The sequence below is a fragment of the Brevibacillus migulae genome, assembly GCF_004521915.1.
Classification (GTDB): domain Bacteria; phylum Bacillota; class Bacilli; order Brevibacillales; family Brevibacillaceae; genus Brevibacillus_F; species Brevibacillus_F migulae.
The window spans coordinates 1-18,778 of the sequence record NZ_SDKD01000011.1; the positions used below are offsets into that span (position 1 = coordinate 1).

Below are 18,778 nucleotides of genomic sequence, written 5' to 3' on the forward strand. Positions count from 1 at the left end.
GATCAAACTCTCCAATAAATTGGTGTTTAATCGTTGCTCAATCTTTAAGCTTGGCTTATTTGAAACAAAGAATTGATTGGTTCGTTTCAACGCTTTCGCTGTTCAGTTTTCAAGGAGCTTCTTTTCAACAACTCTTATATAATAACAAAGAGCTTCGTGGCTGTCAACACATTTTATTTGGTTAACAGCGACTTTATTAATCTACCACATACCAAGAATCTTGGCAACAGGTAATTTCTGATTAAACCGTTGAATAAGATCAACGTTCATTACTATAACACTGTCATCAGATCGTTTCAAGAAGAAAAAAGAAGGCGCCAAGATCGGCACCTTCCCTTCACTTATTAGGAACGCTCACGCATATGCGGGAACAGCAATACATCACGAATCGAAGGAGCATCTGTCAGCAGCATAACCAAACGGTCAATACCGATACCCAAGCCACCTGTTGGAGGCATACCGTATTCAAGCGCTTCGATAAAGTCTTCATCCATCTCATGCGCCTCATCATTTCCGGCTGCTTTTTCCAACAATTGCGCCTCAAAGCGTTGGCGCTGATCAATTGGATCGTTCAGCTCCGTAAATGCGTTTGCATGCTCACGAGCCACGATGAACAGTTCGAAGCGATCCGTAAATCGAGGATCTTTCTCGTTTTTCTTCGCAAGCGGAGAAATCGCTACTGGATGGCCGTACACAAAAGTAGGCTGAATCAGCAGATGTTCGATTTTTTGCTCGAAGAATTCGTTCACTACATGTCCATACGTATGATGAGGCTCTACAGAAACACCATGCTCTTTCGCAAGCGCACGAGCCTCGTCGTCGCTCATCTCTTTCCAGAAGTCTACGCCCACATGCTCTTTCACCAGATCAACCATGTGTACTCGTCTCCACGCAGGAGTCAGATCGACATCATGACCTTGATACTTGATTTTCGTCGTACCCAGTACCTCTTGGGCAATATGAGCAACCACGTTCTCCGTCAGTTTCATGATATCTTCAAAGTCAGCGTATGCCTGATACAATTCAAGCATGGTGAACTCAGGGTTGTGACGCGTAGAAATCCCTTCATTGCGATATACGCGGCCAATTTCGTACACTTTCTCCAAACCGCCGACAATCAGGCGTTTCAGGTGAAGCTCGATGGCGATCCGCATATACAACTGCATGTCCAACGCATTGTGATGCGTAATGAACGGGCGGGCAGAAGCTCCACCAGCAATCGTATGCATGGTTGGTGTCTCTACTTCGAGGAAGCCGAGGCTGTCAAAGTAGCGACGCATCGAGGTCAAAATCCGGCTGCGCGTGATAAAGGTGTTGCGCACTTCCGGGTTCACGATCAGGTCTACATAGCGCTTGCGGTAACGCGTTTCCACGTCTTTCAGGCCATGATATTTTTCCGGCAGCGGACGGAGCGACTTGGTCAGGAAGGTAAACTCCTTCACTTTTACGCTCAATTCGCCGGTTTTGGTTTTGAACATGACACCGGTAACCCCAATGATGTCCCCGATATCGCTCAACTCAAATACCTTGTATTTTTCTTCGCCCACTGCATCCTGACGAACGTATATCTGAATTTGCGCGGTACGATCCAGCAATTGCGCAAAACTGGCTTTACCCATTTCCCGCTTTGCCATGATCCGGCCTGCCAGCGTGACTACATGCTCGCCAGCTTCCAGCTCTTCTTTCGATTTTTCCGCATACAGGTCGATCAATTGTTGCGCAAAATGAGTCTGTTCGAACTTCTGCCCGAATGGATCGATGCTCCATTCACGCAGCTGGTCCATTTTGTCATGACGAACCTGCAATAGCTCGTGGAGTCCCTGCTGTTGTTCTTCCACTTGAAGATCTTCTTCTCTTGTCATCTGCTTTTCCACTCCTTGCAACTGCCTGCAATAATCGGATTCAAAATAACGATATGGCGTACCTTGTGAGCAGGTACGCCTTGATTGTTTCGCTTAGAGTTTGATCTCGAGAATTTCGTATTGAATCACACCTGCAGGTACATGTACGTCTACAGTAGCACCTTTTGCCTTGCCGAGCAATGCCTGGCCTACAGGAGATTCGTTGGAGATCTTGTTGTTCATCGGATCGGATTCCGCTGAACCTACGATCGTGTAATCGACGATATCCCCAAACTCCAAATCTTTCAGTCGAACTGTGGAGCCAACGCTTACTACGCCGGTATCTACGTCCTCGTTGGTGATGATCCGCGCATTGCGCAGCATTTTTTCGAGTGTAAGAATGCGGCCTTCAATGAAAGCCTGCTCATTTTTCGCTTCTTCGTATTCGGAGTTCTCGCTGATATCGCCATAGCTGATCGCTTCTTTAATGCGAGCGGCTACTTCTTTGCGTTTAACCGTTTTCAAATCTTCAAGCTCTTGCTCCAGTTTCGCAAGACCTTCTGGTGTGAGAATAACCTCTTTTTCGGACATCGCTTAATTCCCCCGTTACAATAAATTCCTAACCCGTACAAAAGTACAAAGGATTATATGTAGTTTTTGGTCTTATTATACAATAGGTGCGTACGGTGTCAGCATGAATCATAGGTAAAGCTGCCAGAAAACCTGGCAGCTTCATTGCGATAATACTGAGCATTATAGGATATGAAGATATAGTTGTCAATGTCTGGATACAACTAGTAGCTGACCGCTTCCAGCTGATCTGTATCAGGCATGTCTTCGGCATCCTCAGGACGATTTTCCACCCAATCCACGTATTCAATCAACGCACGGCGCAAGCCATCCATTGTTTCCACGCTGTTGATCAGATTTTTCGTATAGGTGGAGCCTGGCAGTCCTTTCAGGTACCAAGCCGCATGTTTGCGCATTTCCAATACGCCCACTCTTTCGCCTTTGAGCGACACCAGGCGTTCTGCGTGCAGCTGGCAGATCTCCATTTTTTCGCGAGCGGACGGTTCAGGCGCCAGCTCACCCTTTGTAAGGTATTGCACGGTACGGTAAAGCATCCAAGGATTGCCCAAAGCAGCACGGCCGATCATGACACCATCGCAGCCTGTCATATCCAGCATGCGGCGCGCGTCTTCCGGCGAAGCAACGTCACCATTTCCGATGACCGGAATGTTGACCGCTTGTTTCACTTTGCCAATCCAGTTCCAGTCTGCTTTGCCCTTGTACATTTGCACACGGGTACGACCGTGAACGGCAATGGCTTTTGCACCTGCACGTTCGACCGCTTGGGCATTTTCGATGGCATACAGATGCTCCTCGTCCCAACCCAAACGCATTTTAACCGTAACCGGCTTATCGACAGCATCCACTACGCTTGACACCACTTCATAGATTTTGTCGGGATCAAGCAGCAGACGCGCCCCTGCATCACAGCTCGTAATTTTCGGAACCGGGCAGCCCATGTTGATATCGATAATATCCGCATTGGTATATTTGTCGACGTGTTTCGCCGCTTCGACAAGCGTCTCCTTGTCACCGCCAAAAATCTGCAGGCTCAACGGCTTTTCACGCTCGTCGACAAACAGCATATCCATCGTCTTTTTATTCCCGTGCACAATACCTTTGTCGCTTACCATTTCCGCACAGACCAGACCAGTCCCAAACTCTTTGGCAATCAGGCGAAAAGCAGGGTTGCACACGCCCGCCATCGGAGCCAGGACCACGTTGTTCTTCAATTCAATGTTACCGATTTTCATCTATTGTTACCCTCCTTTGCGAGGCCGTGAAGTTATTCTTAAAAAATCACTTATTAGTTATAGCACATAATTCCTCATAATCAACCTGTAAAGTGCTGGCGATCTTGCGCAGCACCGACTCGGTCGGCGTTTTTGTCCCCCGCTCCAGCGAACCAACGAAGTTCAGCGATACCCCCATCTCATCCGCGAGAGACTGTTGGGTGTGTCCCTTTAGCTTTCGGTAGGAGCGGATCCGGTATCCAAGTCGAGTGTCCCCCATATACGTACCCCCTTTTCGTCTCCCGTCCGATGGATATATTCTTCCATACTCTCTGTATCGAGAAACGTACCGCCTTGCCACACATCACGGAGAGGCACAAGCACAAAAGCCCGCTCCTTCATGGCCGGATGTGGGATCTGCAAATTTGGCAAATCGATCTGTTCATTGCCATACAAAATAATGTCGATGTCGATCACACGAGGGCCCCAGCGAATCAGGCGGACCCGTCCCAACGTTTGCTCAACCGACAGCGCGTGCTCAAGCAGCTCCGTGGGCGATAGCTCGGTCTCAATCGCGATGGCCATGTTCAAAAAGGCATCCTGGTCCACATACCCAACCGGATCGGTCTCGTATACCTTGGATACGGCGATCAATCTGATGCCAGGTGTTGCCGTGAGAGCTTGGATGGCCTCTCGCAAATATTGTTCTCTCGCTCCGACATTAGAGCCCAGAGCCAGGTAGCAAAGCACCGTCATTTACGCATGTCCCTCTCTTTTTCTAACCATCTCAATAGCGACGCCGTCATAATGGCCATGAATCGGCGGATCTGGTTTGGTTACCTTCACCTTGACTTCGGCAAAAGGAAATTGGCTCAACAATTGCTCCGCGATCCGACCGGTCAAGGCTTCCACCAGTTTGAACCGCTCTCCCTCGACGATCTCTTTCACCAATGCGTACACGTCGGCATAATTGACGGTATCGTGGAGATCGTCGGACCGTGCCGCCCGCGACAGATCGAGAGACAGCTCCAGATCAACATAAAACCGCTGACCGAGCTGTGCCTCTGCCGGAAAAACCCCATGGTAGCCATAGAAGGACATCCGCTGAAAATAAATCTTGTCCATCAATACGTCCCCCTCAGCATCGCATCCATCATTTTGGCAACCCGTTTCATTTCCTTCACATCATGGACCCGCACCATATGACAGCCGCGTTCGATGCCAAGCGCGACTGTCGCTGCAGTCCCTTCTACGCGCTGATCAACCGGCAGATCCAATACTTTGCCGATCATCGACTTGCGTGAGGTCGCAAGCAGCACCGGATAGCCGAGGGCGACCAGTTCGTCCAACCGGCGCATCGTCTCCAGATTTTGATCCAACGTTTTTGCAAATCCGATGCCTGGATCCAGAATGATCTTGTCTTCCTTCACACCGGCATCCTGTGCGATCTTCACCGATTCGTGCAGGTCATGCAAGAAGTCCGTGTAAAAATCGGCATAGTCCATATTGTCCCGATTGTGCATCAGGATGATCGGAACGTCCCATTTGGCTGCTACCTCTGCCATGCGGGGATCTTTTTTCGCCCCCCACACGTCATTGATGATATGGGCGCCAGCCTCGATTGCCCGATCCGCCACCTCTGCTTTGTATGTGTCAATCGACAAAGGCACCTTGCACTCCCCTGCCAGGGCGCGGATGACCGGAATCACCCGATCCAGCTCCTCCGCTGCCTCGACGGGTGCAGAACCTGGCCGTGTCGACTCCCCGCCGATGTCCAGGATATCCGCTCCTGCGGCGACCAGCTCCCGTGCATGTGCCACTGCCTGATCGAGATCGACGTAACGGCCACCGTCCGAGAAGGAATCCGGTGTAACATTCAAAATCCCCATGATCAGGGTGCGTTCACCAATCGGCAGCGTCAGATCCCGACAGACGAGCTGTCGTCTTGTTGTTATGGCCACTTCCATCGTCTCCGTTCCCCATTGCATATTGTCGATAGCATACCATATTTTTTGCCGGAAATTCTACAGGGCGACTGCATCGCGATATGCTTCGCGCAGCCTCTTGGTTACTGCTCCATAAGCGGTCGGCAGCATGTTTCCATCGATTTGCGAGACAGGGACAATCTCCTGGATGGAGTTCGTCACAAAGACCTCGTCTGCGCCATACAGCTGATCCAATGGATACAGCCCCTCCTGCCATGGGATGCCCAGCTGCCGTGCCAGCGTGAGGACAAAGCCTCTTGTCACACCCTCCAAAATGCCCGCTGCTGTGGATGGTGTATACAAGATGTGATCACGCACCCAAAACACATTGCTGACCACCCCTTCCGCTACATATCCTTCCCGTGTCAGCAAAAGCCCCTCCACCTGCAAATCGGGTCCCGCTTCCTGCTTGGCGAGGACATTATTCAGGAAATTATGGGACTTGTAGCGTCGCTGTCCTTCTGGCGTCTGGCGCGGGATGCTTACCGTTTGTAGCCGCTTGGCGGATGGGTGTGCGGGGATCGGAGCAACCGGCTTTACAAAAATAAAGAGGGATGGCTTTGTGTAGGGGCCAGCGATCAACCCGACCCCTTCTGCACCCCCTGTCACATTGAGCCTGACATACGCATCCTGAAGCCCATTCGCCTGCACGGTATGTAAGACCGCTTCCGCCAAAAAATCAGCAGTCCAATCGTGGGTGATATGCAACGCCGAAAGCCCGGCCATTAGCCGGGCAACGTGCTCCTTCCATAAAAACAGCTTACCGTCATAGATACGGACCGTCTCAAAGAGGCCCACACCGTAAAGAAAGCCATGATCCATGACGGATACCACTGCGTTTTCTTCAGAAACAATTTCTCCATTGATATAGAGTAACATCTCGCTCACCCGACTTCTCACGTCTTCATGAGAAAGATGATACCATACCGTTATCCAATCATGGCAGTCCCCGCTTCCTCCTTCGCAATGCGCTTGCGGTGCACCACTCTGGAAATGGTGATGCTGATTTCATACAGAGCGAGCAGCGGAATGATCACCACAATGTCCGAGACCAGATCCGGCGGGGTAATCGTGATGGAAATCAGGGCCAGCAGAAAGTAGGCAGGCTTGCGCATTTTGGCTAAACGCTGCGGATTGACAATACCCAGGTGACTGAGAAACAGGACCGCCACCGGAAGCTCAAAGAGCAGCCCAAAGGGCAGACACATATTAAGCATAAAGGTAAAATAGTCATTCGCCGTGATTTGGATGTTGAAATTCCCGTGCGAAAGGCCCAGCACAAAATCATACATCATGGGAAACAAGACAAAGTAAGAGAAGCAGATCCCCAAGATAAACAGAAAAAAGGTGGCGGGAATATACATCAGGGTGATGCGCCGTTCACGCTCGGTCAAAGCCGGCTCGACAAACCGCCAGATCTGATAAGCAGCTACAGGAATCGTCAACGTAATCGCCCCGATACCGGATAGCTTCATATAAATCGACAAAATATCCGTAGGTCCCAGGATCGTTAGCGCTTCGTCTGCATCATTTGCCAGAAAGTCATGAATCTTGTCGACATATAAAAAACAGAGAATCAGACTGATGACAAACGTAAAGAAGGTAATCAGCAAACGCTTGCGCATATCCGCGAGATGGTCCAGCACATTCATTTTTTGTTTCACACCCAGAACAACTCCTGTTTCTTTAAATCATGGCTCTCCATACCTGGCATGCCGTCGTGAAAAAAGGCAGTGCGAAGTCGCACTACCTTATGTCTCTTTCTTTGCCGGTGCAGAAGGAGCCGAAGGAGCTGGAGACTCCTCATCGTCTTTGGTCAACTCTTTCGCAGCCGTTTTAAACTCCGTCAAGGTTCGACCAAATGCCCGCCCAATCTCCGGCAATTTGCTTGGTCCAAAAATGACCAGCGCAATAATCAAGATTAGAATCAATCCTGGAATCCCGATGCTCGATAGCATGCTGCCTACACTCCCTTACGATTAGAAGCCTGTTACTGCAATGACGCCAGGCAATGCGACCGAGCTTCCGCCTTTTGGCCAGTGGCTGGTTGGCTTGTCATAAGCCTGCAGGTTTTCACCGGGATGCTGTACCGACAGGAAAAGCGTGGTCTCATCCGGCGTAAACCAAGGGCCAGTCATCTCCGCGCCAACAGGGGCAGAGGCAAACTGCTCCACTTGTCCTTTGTTAGAGCCGCTGGTCGGAACAAAGAACACCCCATTGTTACCGAAGCTTTTGTAGATGCCCGTGTTCATCGAGCTGGAGGAAATATCGGTAACCACCCAGAGGTTCCCCGCGCTGTCAAAAGCCATATTGTCCGGAGCAGCAAATCCGCTTTGCGGTCCGCCTGTCGCAAAAATTTCAAAGGTAAAATCAGTGCCTGCATGGTTGTCATTGCTTTCAAACATACGCACAATCTGTCCGTAGAAGTTGCCATGCTTGGAGTTGTTGGTCATGGAGATGAAGATAGAGCCATCGATCGGATGAACCTCTACGTCTTCCGGACGGTCCATCGCGGTCGCACCTGCTGCTTTTGCAGCTTCACGGCAGTTCACCAGCACATCTGCCTGTGTTTGGAACAGCGGCTTTTTGTCTGCATCGACAGCCTTTTGCAACGCTTCGTTTTTCGCCAAATCAAGGGCTACCCACTTGCCTTTGCTAAAGTTGGCTACATACAGCGTGCCTTCTTCCAAAAGCTTGCTGTTTGCTTTTCCAGCGCTTGGATCATACTTGCCGTTGGACACGTATTTGTACACATACTGGTCGTTGGCGTCGTCACCCATATACACGACCAGCTGTCCGGTGGAAGCGATGACCATCGCTGTGTTTTCATGGGAAAAACGCCCTAGCGCGGTATGTTTTTTCGGTGTCGATTTCGGATCGAATGGATCCACCTCAATGACCCAACCATAGTGATTCGCTTCTTGCAGCTTGCAATCTTCTACTACATCCATATAGTTTTCTTCACAGGAAAGGATCGTATTCCACATCGTGACACCGCCTGAGCAATTGGCGAATGTACCGATGACTTCTTTGGCAATCGATTTGGCGGGTCCTGTCAATTCATGCTTGGTCAGTCCGCTTACACGGCGGCCGTATTTGGAATCGGACACCAGCTTCCATTTGCCGTTTTCCTTTTTGATCTCGATAACCGATCCGCCCAACGCGTACAAATATTTCTCGATTTGTTCAGGCGTACGTTTATTTTCTTCTGCGGCGTTGAGCACGTCATACCCGGTAACGTAATATTCCAGTTCACCGAGATATTCATGGTTGGTCCAGAGCAGGCCATGATTCGGATTTCCATCAATCGGCAGGAAGCAGTTAAAGTCGGCATTGAAGCCGAATGTATCCCCTGCGGAGTTGATTTTGTCACCATAGACCGCGACTACATCATAGCGGTATCCGTCCGGCAAGATTACATCGTCTTTTGTGCTTGGTTGAATCGGAGAAAACTTCGGGTTGAATTTTTTCGGAGTGGTATCCAAACCAAACAGATGATCGGCTGTCTTCCCGGAGATCGTTTCCCCTTTTGCCAAAGCTGGAATACCGGTAGCCAAAGAAGCAAGGGCTGCTGTACCCGCTCCCAAATACGTCAAAAACTGTCGACGATTTACTTCCATGATTGACATCGCTCCTTAAAATTGATGGAAGAATGGAAATATACGGACAAGTCCGCTCAGTCTTATTGTAGGTGAGCCCGGTTTCGTCATGGTTAACACAGGTTTAAGAGTTTGTAAATGGTTCCCATCGTTTGTAAACACTGTGTAAATGCAAAAAAAGAGCAGGGTGGCCGCGCTTACCTGCTTGGCTCCCTGCCCACTGCTTTTTCAGATGTGTATGCGTCCCCAACCTGATGGGACCTCGCTTAATAATTGCTCTGCCGCTTCACCCGGTAATGGATGGCTGAACAAATAGCCCTGTGCCTGTGAGCACCCCAGCTCCTCCAGCAGTTCCAGCTGCTTGCTGGTCTCCACTCCTTCCGCCATGACCTCGCGCTTCAGGCTGTTGGCCAAGCTGATAATGGCCTGCACGATCGCCTCGCTGTCTGGGCTGACCGTGAGCTCTCGCACAAACGATGCGTCGATCTTTAACAGATCAATCGGGTATTTGCGCAGCAAGCTCAACGAGGAGAAGCCCGTCCCAAAGTCATCGATGGAGATCTGGACGCCCAGTCGTTTTAACGTCTTCAGCTTTTGCATCACCAATTTGGCATCGACCATCGCCGTGCTCTCTTTGATTTCCAGTACAAGCGCCTCCGCCGGGAGCTCCGTCTCCTGGAGAATCTCTTCGACTTGTTTTTCAAAATCATTCTGCTGGAAATTCCGCGTAGCCAGATTCACTGCAATGCGTAAAGCCGGATGAAACGATTTACGCCAGACGCTGCATTGCCGACAGGCCTCACGCAAAGCCCATTTGTTGATGTCCAGGATCATGCCTGTCTCCTCGGCCAATTGGATGAAAGCTTTTGGCGTCAGCAGACCGAGCTCCGGATGCTCCCAGCGAATCAACGCTTCCATCCCGATGATGCTTCCTGTCTTCGTATCCACTTGCGGTTGATAGTGAAGGACAAATTGATCGTGCTCGAGCGCTTGATGAAGCTGATTTTCCAGCATCAACGCCGATATGCCGCCTGCCTGTCCCACATCCGCAAACAGCTGATACCTGTTTTTCCCCTGTTCCTTTGCACGATACATTGCCATATCGGCATTTTTCATGAGTGTATCGACGTCCGTCCCGTCTTTGGGGGTAATGGCGATCCCGATACTGGTCGTGATATGCAGATGATGCTCCCCAATGGCAAAAGGCTTGGCGAACACTTGCAGGATATCCTCCGCGACTTTCACAGCCGTCTCTTCGCCATCGATCTCGGGGAGCAGGATGGTGAATTCATCTCCCCCCATCCGGGCCAGTGTATCCTCGCTGCGCAAGATTTCCTGCAGGTCTTGCGCTACCCGGACGAGCAGCCGGTCGCCCACATCATGGCCGAGCGTATCATTCATGATTTTGAATCGGTCCAGATCCAGAAACATGACACACAGCTGCTTTCCGGTGGATTGTCCCTTTTGCAGCTGTGCCGCAAGCCGCTCTTTGAACAGCCGGCGATTGGGCAAATCCGTTAAAGCATCGTGGAAGGCCAGATGATGAATGGTTTCTTCTGCCCGTCTGCGCTCCGTCACATCCTTGGCGATACCAAAATAGCCGACGGTCGCTTCATCAATGATGATTGGTACGAGATTCACATGGAGCATGACCAGATGCCCATCTTTGTGCGTGACCTTTACCTCAAAGTTCTGCGTCGCGCCCTTTCGTACCCATCTCAGGTAACGCAGGGTCTTGAGCTGCTCCTCCTCGCTGATAAAGGAATAGAAAGGCTTGTCTATGATATCGCCGGGATTGTATCCGAGGATGGTTTGCACGGCGGGATTGATACTGGTCACCATCCCGCGGGCATCGATGGAGAAGACCGCATCCGGATTATGGGCAAACAGCGACCGATAGCGCTGCTCGCTCTCCTCCAGCTGCCGCTCCGCCTGCTTGCGCTTGGTGACGTCACGCGCGATGACCGCGACATTTGCTATCTGATCATTCGCTTCCAAGATCGGAATGGCTTTTGCCTCCAGCAGGATCCATTCCCCATCGCCCCGCTTGATGCGAAATTCATATTGCTGCGGCTTTTTTGTCTGGACCAGCAGTTGATGTGATTCGAGGACCACGCCCAAATCGTCGGGATGAATGAATTGTTTCACATTGTTATCAATATAGGCTTCAACAGGCAACTGCAAAATGCTCATATGGGACGGAGATGCATATTGAATGCCTCCATTGATTCCATAAATGCAGATCAAATCGCTCATATTTTCGGCGATGAATTTATACTTCGCTTCGCTTTGCCGCAGCGCTTCCTCGATCTGTTTGCGAACCGTGATATCCTCCGCGATGGCATATATCGCGGATACTTGTTCATCAATAATGACTGGCACGCTGGTCACATCGAGCTCGAGGCGATGCCCCTGCTTATGACGGGTGGACAATTCAAACCGGATCGTGTCCCCGCTCTTGATCTGGTGAAGCTTGTCTTCAATCAGATCTGCATATTCGGAAAAGATCATCTCTTTGTAAGAGCGGTATTGCAATTCTTCCAGACGGAACCCTGTGATCGCCTCCAGAGCCGGATTGGCGCTGAGCAAGCGTCCCTCCAAATCGAACAGGCTGACAAGATTGGGATTATGCTGGAATAACGATTCATACTGCGTATTTTTATACCGCGCAATCCGGACTGCACGCCGGCGATCCATGTAGGCTGACAGTAAATTCAGAATAAGGATCATGACCGTAATGCCGCTCGCTACTTCGAGAAATTCGTTTTGCCCAATCGTACCGGCAGCATTGGCTTCCAGCTGGCCATGAGATGTGGGCAGCATACCCGTTTCCCACTCGATGAATTGCTGGACGGTGATCGCAATGCCAACGAGCAATGATCCCAACGCCTTTTTTCGCACACTGACATAAAGCGTTTCATTCGTCTGATACAGCATAAAATGCAAGCATACAAACGCAATGGCAACACAGCTCCCCAGCCATAGCGCCAAATGAAGGGAAGTCACTCGCATGGCAGCGTCTACCGTCTTCATGGCGAGAATATGGGCAAATGTGTATCCCAAAGCTGCAGCACTGCTCCCCAGGAGTATTCTTTTTGTTCGCGAGAGCGGCAATAACACACTCAGTAGAATCGAGCTCGTGGTGAGGTAGGAAATGAACAGTGACCCTGCGACCATCTTGAGATCGTACTGTTGGGGAGATCCCGTATGATAGGCAAGAAAACCGATAAAATGATGGGTCGCGATGCCCGTCCCCCCGGTCAAGGTACCGCCGATATACCACAGGAATCTCGCCGATCTGGAATTTGTCCCGAGCAATCGACCGCTTATATCAATGACCGTATAGATCGTCAACACAATGAGAAAAAGAGAAAGCGCGATCAAAGGGAGTTTGACCACTCCCAAAGAAATATCCAAAGTTTTTTGCCCCTTCCGCCAAAAGGTCAAAATCATAATCGTTCCACAAAGTAATATATGGAAAAATTGACAACTAGACAAGAAAAAGATGAAGAAAATCTGATCCTGCTTCAATTTATAAAATATTGTGCATACATGGCGGTAGGCGGCTACCTAACGTCAAACAGATTTAAAAAAACTTGGCTACGCCAAGTCTTTGGCTGAGCTTAGTTATTCTTATGTCGATGAGAATTTTATAAATTCTGATCGACTAAAAAAGCCACCCATTTGAAATGAGTGGCCTCTGTCATTGACACGCTTATGCCGTTCCGGTTTTCGCATAGTAGGACAGAAAATTACGCAGCAGCTGCTTGCCATGCTGGGTAATGATCGACTCGGGGTGGAACTGCACTCCTTCGACGGCGTACTGACGGTGCCGCACCGCCATGATTTCTCCTTCCGCCGTCCTTGCCGTGATTTCCAATTCGTCCGGCAGCGAGCTTTCTTCCACAAGCAGCGAATGATAACGCGCTGCTGTAAAAGGCGAAGGGATATCCTGAAAAATGGTTCGTCCATCGTGATAGACCGGCGATGTCTTCCCGTGCATCAATCGCTCTGCACGGATCACCTTTCCGCCGAATACTTGGCCGATGGATTGATGTCCCAAGCATACGCCCAGAATCGGAATCTTGCCGGCAAAATAGCGGATGACTTCCATGCTGATCCCCGCTTCATTTGGCGTGCATGGTCCCGGCGAAATCATCAGATAATCGGGAGCCAGCTGCTCGATCTGCGCGATGGTAATCTTGTCATTCCGATAGACCTGCAGCTCTTCGCCCAATTCCCCCACATATTGAACCAGATTGTACGTAAACGAGTCATAATTGTCGATCATGATAATCATGTACTAATCTCCTCTCTGCTCTTCTTCCTCTTCTCACTCAACTCTAATGCTTTCCACAACGCTTCCGCTTTTTTCAGCGACTCGAGGTATTCTGCCTCAGGCTGTGAATCAATCACGATCCCTGCTCCTGCCTGCACGTGAGCGACCCCGTCTTTTGCCACCAGCGTACGGATGGCGATATTCAACTCCAGCTCGCCATTACTGCCGAACCAGCCGATCGATCCGGTATAGACGCCGCGTTTGACGGGCTCCAGCTCTTCGATGATCTCCATCGTCCGCACTTTTGGCGCCCCGGTGATCGTTCCACCGGGAAACGCAGCTTCCACGGCATCAAAAGCATCCTTGTCCTCCGCCAGCTGACCTCTGACATGGGAGACGATGTGCATCACATGGGAGTATTTCTCCACCACCATGAATTCACTGACCTCGACGCTGCCAGGACGGCATACGCGGCCAAGATCATTGCGCTCCAGGTCGACCAGCATGACATGCTCGGCCCGCTCCTTCTCATTGTCGATCAGCTCCTGGGCCAGTCGCGCATCCTCCGCTTCATCCCGCCCACGTGGTCTGGTGCCCGCGATCGGACGAGTGCTCACTTCTCCGTCCTTCACCTTGATCAGCAGCTCGGGTGAGGCGCTGACCAGCTGGAACTCGGGAAAGTGCAGGTAACCCATATACGGAGATGGATTCAGCTTGCGCAGCACCGTGTAAATCTCGTGTGCGGGCACTTGCAGCGGTTTGCTCTGCCGGACCGACAGATTGACCTGGAACACGTCCCCCTGCGCGATATAGCGCTGCACCTGGCGTACAGCCTGCTCAAACTCTGCTTGGGCAAACGATACATCCGCTGGTACGGCTGCTTCAAGCGGCCTGTGACGAAGCTCCTCCCAGTCAACCGGATCGACAGGAGCCTTGCTGTTCTGAATCGACGCAGCATAGTTGCCAAGACGCTCCAATGCCTGCTGGTAAGCAGACGGCGATAACTCAGCCGCTGGAATCAGGGTAAGACAGTAACATTCTCGGGACACATGATCAAACGCAATCACGTCTTGCATCATCATAACATACAAATCTGGGAGCTGTAAGTCGTCCCTGGAAAGATCCGGAAGCGTCGGCTCAAAAAATCGATTCATATCGTAGCTTAGATATCCGACAGCACCGCCGTAAAAATCGGGCAAGTCCGGAATATGCGGGGTACGATAGGCCGCCATAAAGCTTCGCAGCACGTGCAGAGGGTTTTCTCCCTGGAACGTCACCTCGTCCTGATGGGTACGGCGAATTTGGGTCACGCCTTGTTTGCTTTTGATCCAAGCCAAAGGCGTGAGTCCGATAAATGTAAAACGGCCAGCCCGTCCGCTCTCCAGGATGACAGCCCCCTCCAAAGACGGGTGAAGCTCCTGCAATACCACAAACGGGTCGATCCCCTCCCCCCAAGGGAAACGGATCGCTGCTGGCACATACGGATATCCCGACGAAAAGGACAGCAATTGTTCATAAGAATATAGGATCAAGTTCTCACACTCCGTCGTTACTTCGCAAATTCATATGCTGCTCCAGTATACCATTAGAAAACTTTGCTTCGCCAAGCTTTTTGCCGAGCATTAGTCGCACTTATGCGGATAAGAATTTTATACATTCCTGTTCACCAAGAAAAGGCCATGAAGCCCGTCTTGTACGGCTTCATGGCCCTGTCTCTTTTTCCATTAGTCTTCGAATTGGTAAAGCGGTGTGGACAGGTAGCGTTCGCCATTACTTGGAATGACCGCAACGACCTTCTTGCCTTTGCCAAGCTCTTTCGCCACCTGCAATGCCGCGTGAACTGCGGCTCCGGAAGAAATGCCGCCGAGGATGCCTTCTTCACGGGCGACGCGACGAGCTACCGCAAACGCGTCTTCCACTTCCACCTGAATGATTTTGTCATAAATTTGCGTATCCAAAATATCCGGAACAAAGCCCGCGCCAATTCCTTGGATACGGTTTGGACCCGGTTTTCCGCCGGACAATACAGGCGAGGAGGCAGGTTCAACCGCTACAATGGAGATGTTTGGATAGGCTTCTTTCAATACCTGACCCGCTCCTGTGATGGTACCGCCTGTACCGACACCTGCGATGAACGCATCGATGCCGCCCAGTTCTTTTGCTTGCTCGAGCAGCTCTTTTCCGGTTGTTTCCCGGTGAATTTGCGGGTTGGCCGGGTTTTGGAATTGCTGCGGCAGGAAGTAGCCGTGTTCGCTCGCGAGCTCTTCCGCACGGCGAATCGCACCTTTCATGCCTTCCGTACCCGGAGTCAATACCAGCTCTGCTCCATAAGCGCGAAGCAGATTGCGGCGCTCGATACTCATCGTCTCCGGCATTACCAAAATGGCACGATAGCCTTTTGCTGCCGCCACCATTGCCAGACCAATCCCTGTGTTACCGCTGGTTGGCTCGATGATCGTATCGCCTGCCTTCAGCTTGCCTTCTTTTTCTGCGGCTTCGATCATGGACAGTGCAATCCGGTCTTTCACGCTGCTGCCGGGGTTAAAGAACTCCAGCTTCAGATAAATGTCCGCACTGTTTTCGTCTGTTACGCGGTTCAATTTCACCAATGGCGTCGAACCGATCAATTCTGCAATGGAATTCGCTACACGTGCCATCTATTCCGCCTCCTGTATAACCGAGTAAAATACTCGGTTTTTAAGGGTATTATAACAGAGCCAGTGAAAATCCGCAATTTATTGTTTTCCAACAATTGTGACACCGACGGTTTTCTTCAAGCGATCCAATACCTCATCCAATGATTCCACCTGCGCCATCGCCAACTCCCGGCGGATCTGGTCTTTGACCTCCTCATACGACAGCTGCACGGCATCCTTTCGCTCCAGTACGCGGATGATCACATACTGTCCGTCTACCGGGATCGGGTTGCTGCTTTCTCCGATCTTTACGGAGGCGATCGTCTCTTTGACATTATCCGGCAGATCCCGATCCACAGAACTGATCCAGCCCAGATCCCCGCCGTTTGCCGCGGTTACATTGTCGATCGAGCGCTCTTTGGCAAGCGTGGAAAAATTCGCCCCTGCTTGCAGCTCACGAAGCACCTGATTGGCCTCTGCCCGCGAGCTGACGACGATTTGCAGGACATGCGCCTGCATCGGCTTGGCATAGCGGTCCTTGTGGTTGTTGTACTGGGCGAGCATGTCCTCTTCGCTGATCACCACATCCCGGGTGGCCAGCTCCTGCAGCAGCAGCTGGTAGGTGATTTCCTGGCGAAGCGCCTCCACACTGGTGCCCGCCTGCTGCTTGAGGGCGGTCTGGAAGTCTTGATCCGGTCCGTAGCTCTCCTTGATCTTGTCCACTTCGGCATCAATACGCTTCGGATCGATGGTCAGCCCCAGCCGCTCCGCTTCCTGGAAGACGGTGGCCCGATCAATCATGTCATCCAATACTTCCTTGCCGTATTTCTGCTTGAGCTGCTGAATATAGTCCGCCTGCGTGATGGTCGTGGAGCCCACCACCGCTGCCGCTTGCAGCTCGGCATCCTGCTTGTACCAGGACCATGTCACGACTGCGAGCAGAAGCGTCAAAGCGCCGATGAGGCTCCACAACATTTTGGTATTCTTCAAGACTTCCCCTCCCCCTTGTGTGCGGGATTACATCTCTTCTCTCATTTTGACCAAGCTTTCTTTGTCAAAATGGTACCGCTCGTTGCAAAAATGGCAATGAATCTCGGCTTCCCCCTGCTCTTCGATCATGCTGGAAAGCTCCTCTTTGCCTAGGCTGACCAGAGCGTCGCCGACTTTTTCCTCGGAACACGTGCAGACGAAATGGATTTCAGTGCGGGACAGGATTTGCGGGTCCTTTAACACTTTCCCGATAATCTCTTCCGGAGTCAGTCCTTCGCCGATCATGCGGGAGACCTGCGGCAGATTGGCCATTTGCTTTTCAATTTCCTCGATCACATGCTCCGGTGTGGCCGGCATCAGCTGCAGGATAAAGCCGCCCGCTGCCAGCACATATCGTTCATCCGGATGAACCAGTACGCCCACCCCTACTGCGGAAGGGGTCTGCTCGGAAGATACGAAGTAGTAGGTAAAGTCCTCGCCGATCTCTCCGGATACGATCGGGGAGCTTCCTTCGTACGGCTCACGCATGCCCAGATCCTTGACCACCTGCAGATAGCCTTCGGTCCCTACCGCCCGGCGCACATCCAGCTTGCCTTTTTCATTCAATTCAAAATGAACATGCGGATTGGTCACATAAGCCCGCGCTTCGCCATCGGCATTCGCCTCGGCAATGATTTGACCGATGGGGCCTCCCCCTTTAATTTTGACAGCGATGCGCTCATCTCCTTTTAGCATCGCGCCCATCATGGTCGTCGCCGTAAGGGTTCGTCCCATTGCCGCTGTGGCGGTATTCCACATATCATGTCGACGGCGGATTTCCTCGACAATATTCGTAGTCCGTGCCGCAAATGCCCGGACATGTCCTCCATATCCTAACGCTCTCACCAAATAGTCGCTCATGTTGTTCCTCCTTTATCCTTTCAGGCAATCCTTGACTAGAAGATAGTGTAACACAAGAGTCGGATCGGAATGAAATCCCAAGTGCAGCACCAAGAAAAGCCCACCAGTCGCAAGGCAAAAGCAGCGAGGTGAGCTTGTATCACGCGCTTATGGGATTGGATGCGAAAAAGAATCAGTCCTGGATGGCAGTCATGATCGTAAGCTCCGGCTCAGGGTCATAGGCGTCACCGTCTGCAGCGTATACCTCGAGATGGGTGACAACGTCGTGCTTTTCCTTGTATCCGTTCTCCTCCATCCACGCAAACATGGCACGGTATGCTTCTTGAATATTCGATCCCTTGGCCACGTGCGCGGTCGCATAGGTTTGACGGGGGATCAAACGGCTCACCATACCCGCAGGCACCTCCGTGACGTCGTGGACGCGTGCACCCAGCAAATAGGAAAAACCGTCGGCATGATGCTCATGGGACAATCCGAGGATGTGCTGAGGCTCCGCATTGTGGGGGATTTCGCGGTATCGGCGTTTCACTTCCGCCAGAACGTGGCGGATTTCGCCCGCTCCGGCCTGGGCATACGTCCCTGTCCAAGGAATGCCCACGACGTGAAACGCATCTTGGGTAACGAGTGAGAACTTCATGCTCTTCCTCCTTCAATTCGAACCATTTGGAAAATTATATGAAAAGGAGGGTGGCGAAGTCAATTCGATCCAATCGACAGCATGACGCAGAAAAACCCACACGATCGAA

The 18,778-nt window shown here is 51.3% G+C and carries 19 protein-coding genes; 1 reads left to right on the forward strand and 18 read right to left on the reverse strand.

All coding sequences use genetic code 11. The features are described from left to right. The coding region (locus EIZ37_RS26230) for a hypothetical protein (RefSeq protein ID WP_205683831.1) at positions 1 to 185 on the forward strand (185 nt) is incomplete at its 5' end. A gap of 159 nt (positions 186 to 344) precedes the next feature. On the opposite strand, the gene lysS is transcribed toward EIZ37_RS26230, so the two are convergent. The 18 genes from lysS to EIZ37_RS13800 form a co-directional block, all read right to left on the reverse strand. Next, on the reverse strand, positions 345 to 1,862 hold the full coding sequence (lysS, locus tag EIZ37_RS13715; RefSeq protein WP_134685183.1) for a lysine--tRNA ligase: 1,518 nt from the start codon (positions 1,860 to 1,862) through the stop codon (positions 345 to 347). 93 nt (positions 1,863 to 1,955) lie between these two features. Then, entirely contained in the window at positions 1,956 to 2,432 is a 477-nt protein-coding gene (gene greA / locus EIZ37_RS13720; protein WP_134685184.1) for a transcription elongation factor GreA, read from the reverse strand. Between the two features lie 203 nt (positions 2,433 to 2,635). Further along, complete coding sequence (gene dusB / locus EIZ37_RS13725; protein ID WP_134685185.1) at positions 2,636 to 3,664, reverse strand: tRNA dihydrouridine synthase DusB; 1,029 nt, start codon at positions 3,662 to 3,664, stop codon at positions 2,636 to 2,638. A gap of 46 nt (positions 3,665 to 3,710) precedes the next feature. Continuing rightward, entirely contained in the window at positions 3,711 to 3,923 is a 213-nt protein-coding gene (locus EIZ37_RS13730; protein ID WP_134685186.1) for a helix-turn-helix domain-containing protein, read from the reverse strand. Further along, complete coding sequence (gene folK, locus EIZ37_RS13735) at positions 3,875 to 4,399, reverse strand: 2-amino-4-hydroxy-6-hydroxymethyldihydropteridine diphosphokinase (RefSeq protein WP_134685187.1); 525 nt, start codon at positions 4,397 to 4,399, stop codon at positions 3,875 to 3,877. Before folK ends, EIZ37_RS13730 begins: the two co-directional genes overlap by 49 nt. Then, positions 4,400 to 4,768: a dihydroneopterin aldolase gene (folB, locus tag EIZ37_RS13740; protein WP_134685188.1), complete on the reverse strand. Its 369-nt coding sequence runs from the start codon at positions 4,766 to 4,768 to the stop codon at positions 4,400 to 4,402. Then, a complete protein-coding gene (gene folP, locus EIZ37_RS13745; RefSeq protein ID WP_134685189.1) occupies positions 4,768 to 5,610 on the reverse strand; it encodes a dihydropteroate synthase in 843 nt (280 codons plus the stop codon). The genes folB and folP overlap by 1 nt, the downstream gene beginning before the upstream one ends. A gap of 57 nt (positions 5,611 to 5,667) precedes the next feature. Then, a complete protein-coding gene (pabC, locus tag EIZ37_RS13750) occupies positions 5,668 to 6,507 on the reverse strand; it encodes an aminodeoxychorismate lyase (RefSeq protein WP_134685383.1) in 840 nt (279 codons plus the stop codon). A gap of 50 nt (positions 6,508 to 6,557) precedes the next feature. Next, entirely contained in the window at positions 6,558 to 7,280 is a 723-nt protein-coding gene (gene tatC, locus EIZ37_RS13755) for a twin-arginine translocase subunit TatC (RefSeq protein WP_205683835.1), read from the reverse strand. 99 nt (positions 7,281 to 7,379) lie between these two features. Next, complete coding sequence (gene tatA, locus EIZ37_RS13760) at positions 7,380 to 7,586, reverse strand: twin-arginine translocase TatA/TatE family subunit (protein ID WP_134685191.1); 207 nt, start codon at positions 7,584 to 7,586, stop codon at positions 7,380 to 7,382. A 21-nt stretch (positions 7,587 to 7,607) separates the two neighbouring features. Continuing rightward, positions 7,608 to 9,248 (reverse strand): PhoX family protein, encoded by a 1,641-nt coding sequence (locus tag EIZ37_RS13765; protein WP_134685192.1) that lies wholly within the window; start codon positions 9,246 to 9,248, stop codon positions 7,608 to 7,610. Positions 9,249 to 9,455: 207 nt separating this feature from the next. Next, the gene (locus EIZ37_RS13770; RefSeq protein ID WP_167568861.1) at positions 9,456 to 12,644 is read right to left on the reverse strand and encodes an EAL domain-containing protein; all 3,189 of its coding nucleotides are present in this window, start codon (positions 12,642 to 12,644) and stop codon (positions 9,456 to 9,458) included. Between the two features lie 298 nt (positions 12,645 to 12,942). Further along, positions 12,943 to 13,527 (reverse strand): aminodeoxychorismate/anthranilate synthase component II, encoded by a 585-nt coding sequence (pabA, locus tag EIZ37_RS13775; RefSeq protein ID WP_134685194.1) that lies wholly within the window; start codon positions 13,525 to 13,527, stop codon positions 12,943 to 12,945. After that, entirely contained in the window at positions 13,524 to 15,035 is a 1,512-nt protein-coding gene (locus tag EIZ37_RS13780; protein WP_407921143.1) for an anthranilate synthase component I family protein, read from the reverse strand. The genes pabA and EIZ37_RS13780 overlap by 4 nt, the downstream gene beginning before the upstream one ends. A gap of 195 nt (positions 15,036 to 15,230) precedes the next feature. Continuing rightward, entirely contained in the window at positions 15,231 to 16,163 is a 933-nt protein-coding gene (gene cysK, locus EIZ37_RS13785) for a cysteine synthase A (RefSeq protein ID WP_134685196.1), read from the reverse strand. Positions 16,164 to 16,241: 78 nt separating this feature from the next. After that, positions 16,242 to 17,132: a peptidyl-prolyl cis-trans isomerase gene (locus EIZ37_RS13790; protein ID WP_134685197.1), complete on the reverse strand. Its 891-nt coding sequence runs from the start codon at positions 17,130 to 17,132 to the stop codon at positions 16,242 to 16,244. 27 nt (positions 17,133 to 17,159) lie between these two features. Continuing rightward, positions 17,160 to 18,032, reverse strand: coding sequence for an Hsp33 family molecular chaperone HslO (gene hslO / locus EIZ37_RS13795; RefSeq protein WP_134685198.1), 873 nt, complete (start codon positions 18,030 to 18,032; stop codon positions 17,160 to 17,162). Between the two features lie 172 nt (positions 18,033 to 18,204). Next, the gene (locus tag EIZ37_RS13800) at positions 18,205 to 18,669 is read right to left on the reverse strand and encodes a GyrI-like domain-containing protein (RefSeq protein WP_134685199.1); all 465 of its coding nucleotides are present in this window, start codon (positions 18,667 to 18,669) and stop codon (positions 18,205 to 18,207) included. Positions 18,670 to 18,778 lie beyond the last annotated feature (109 nt).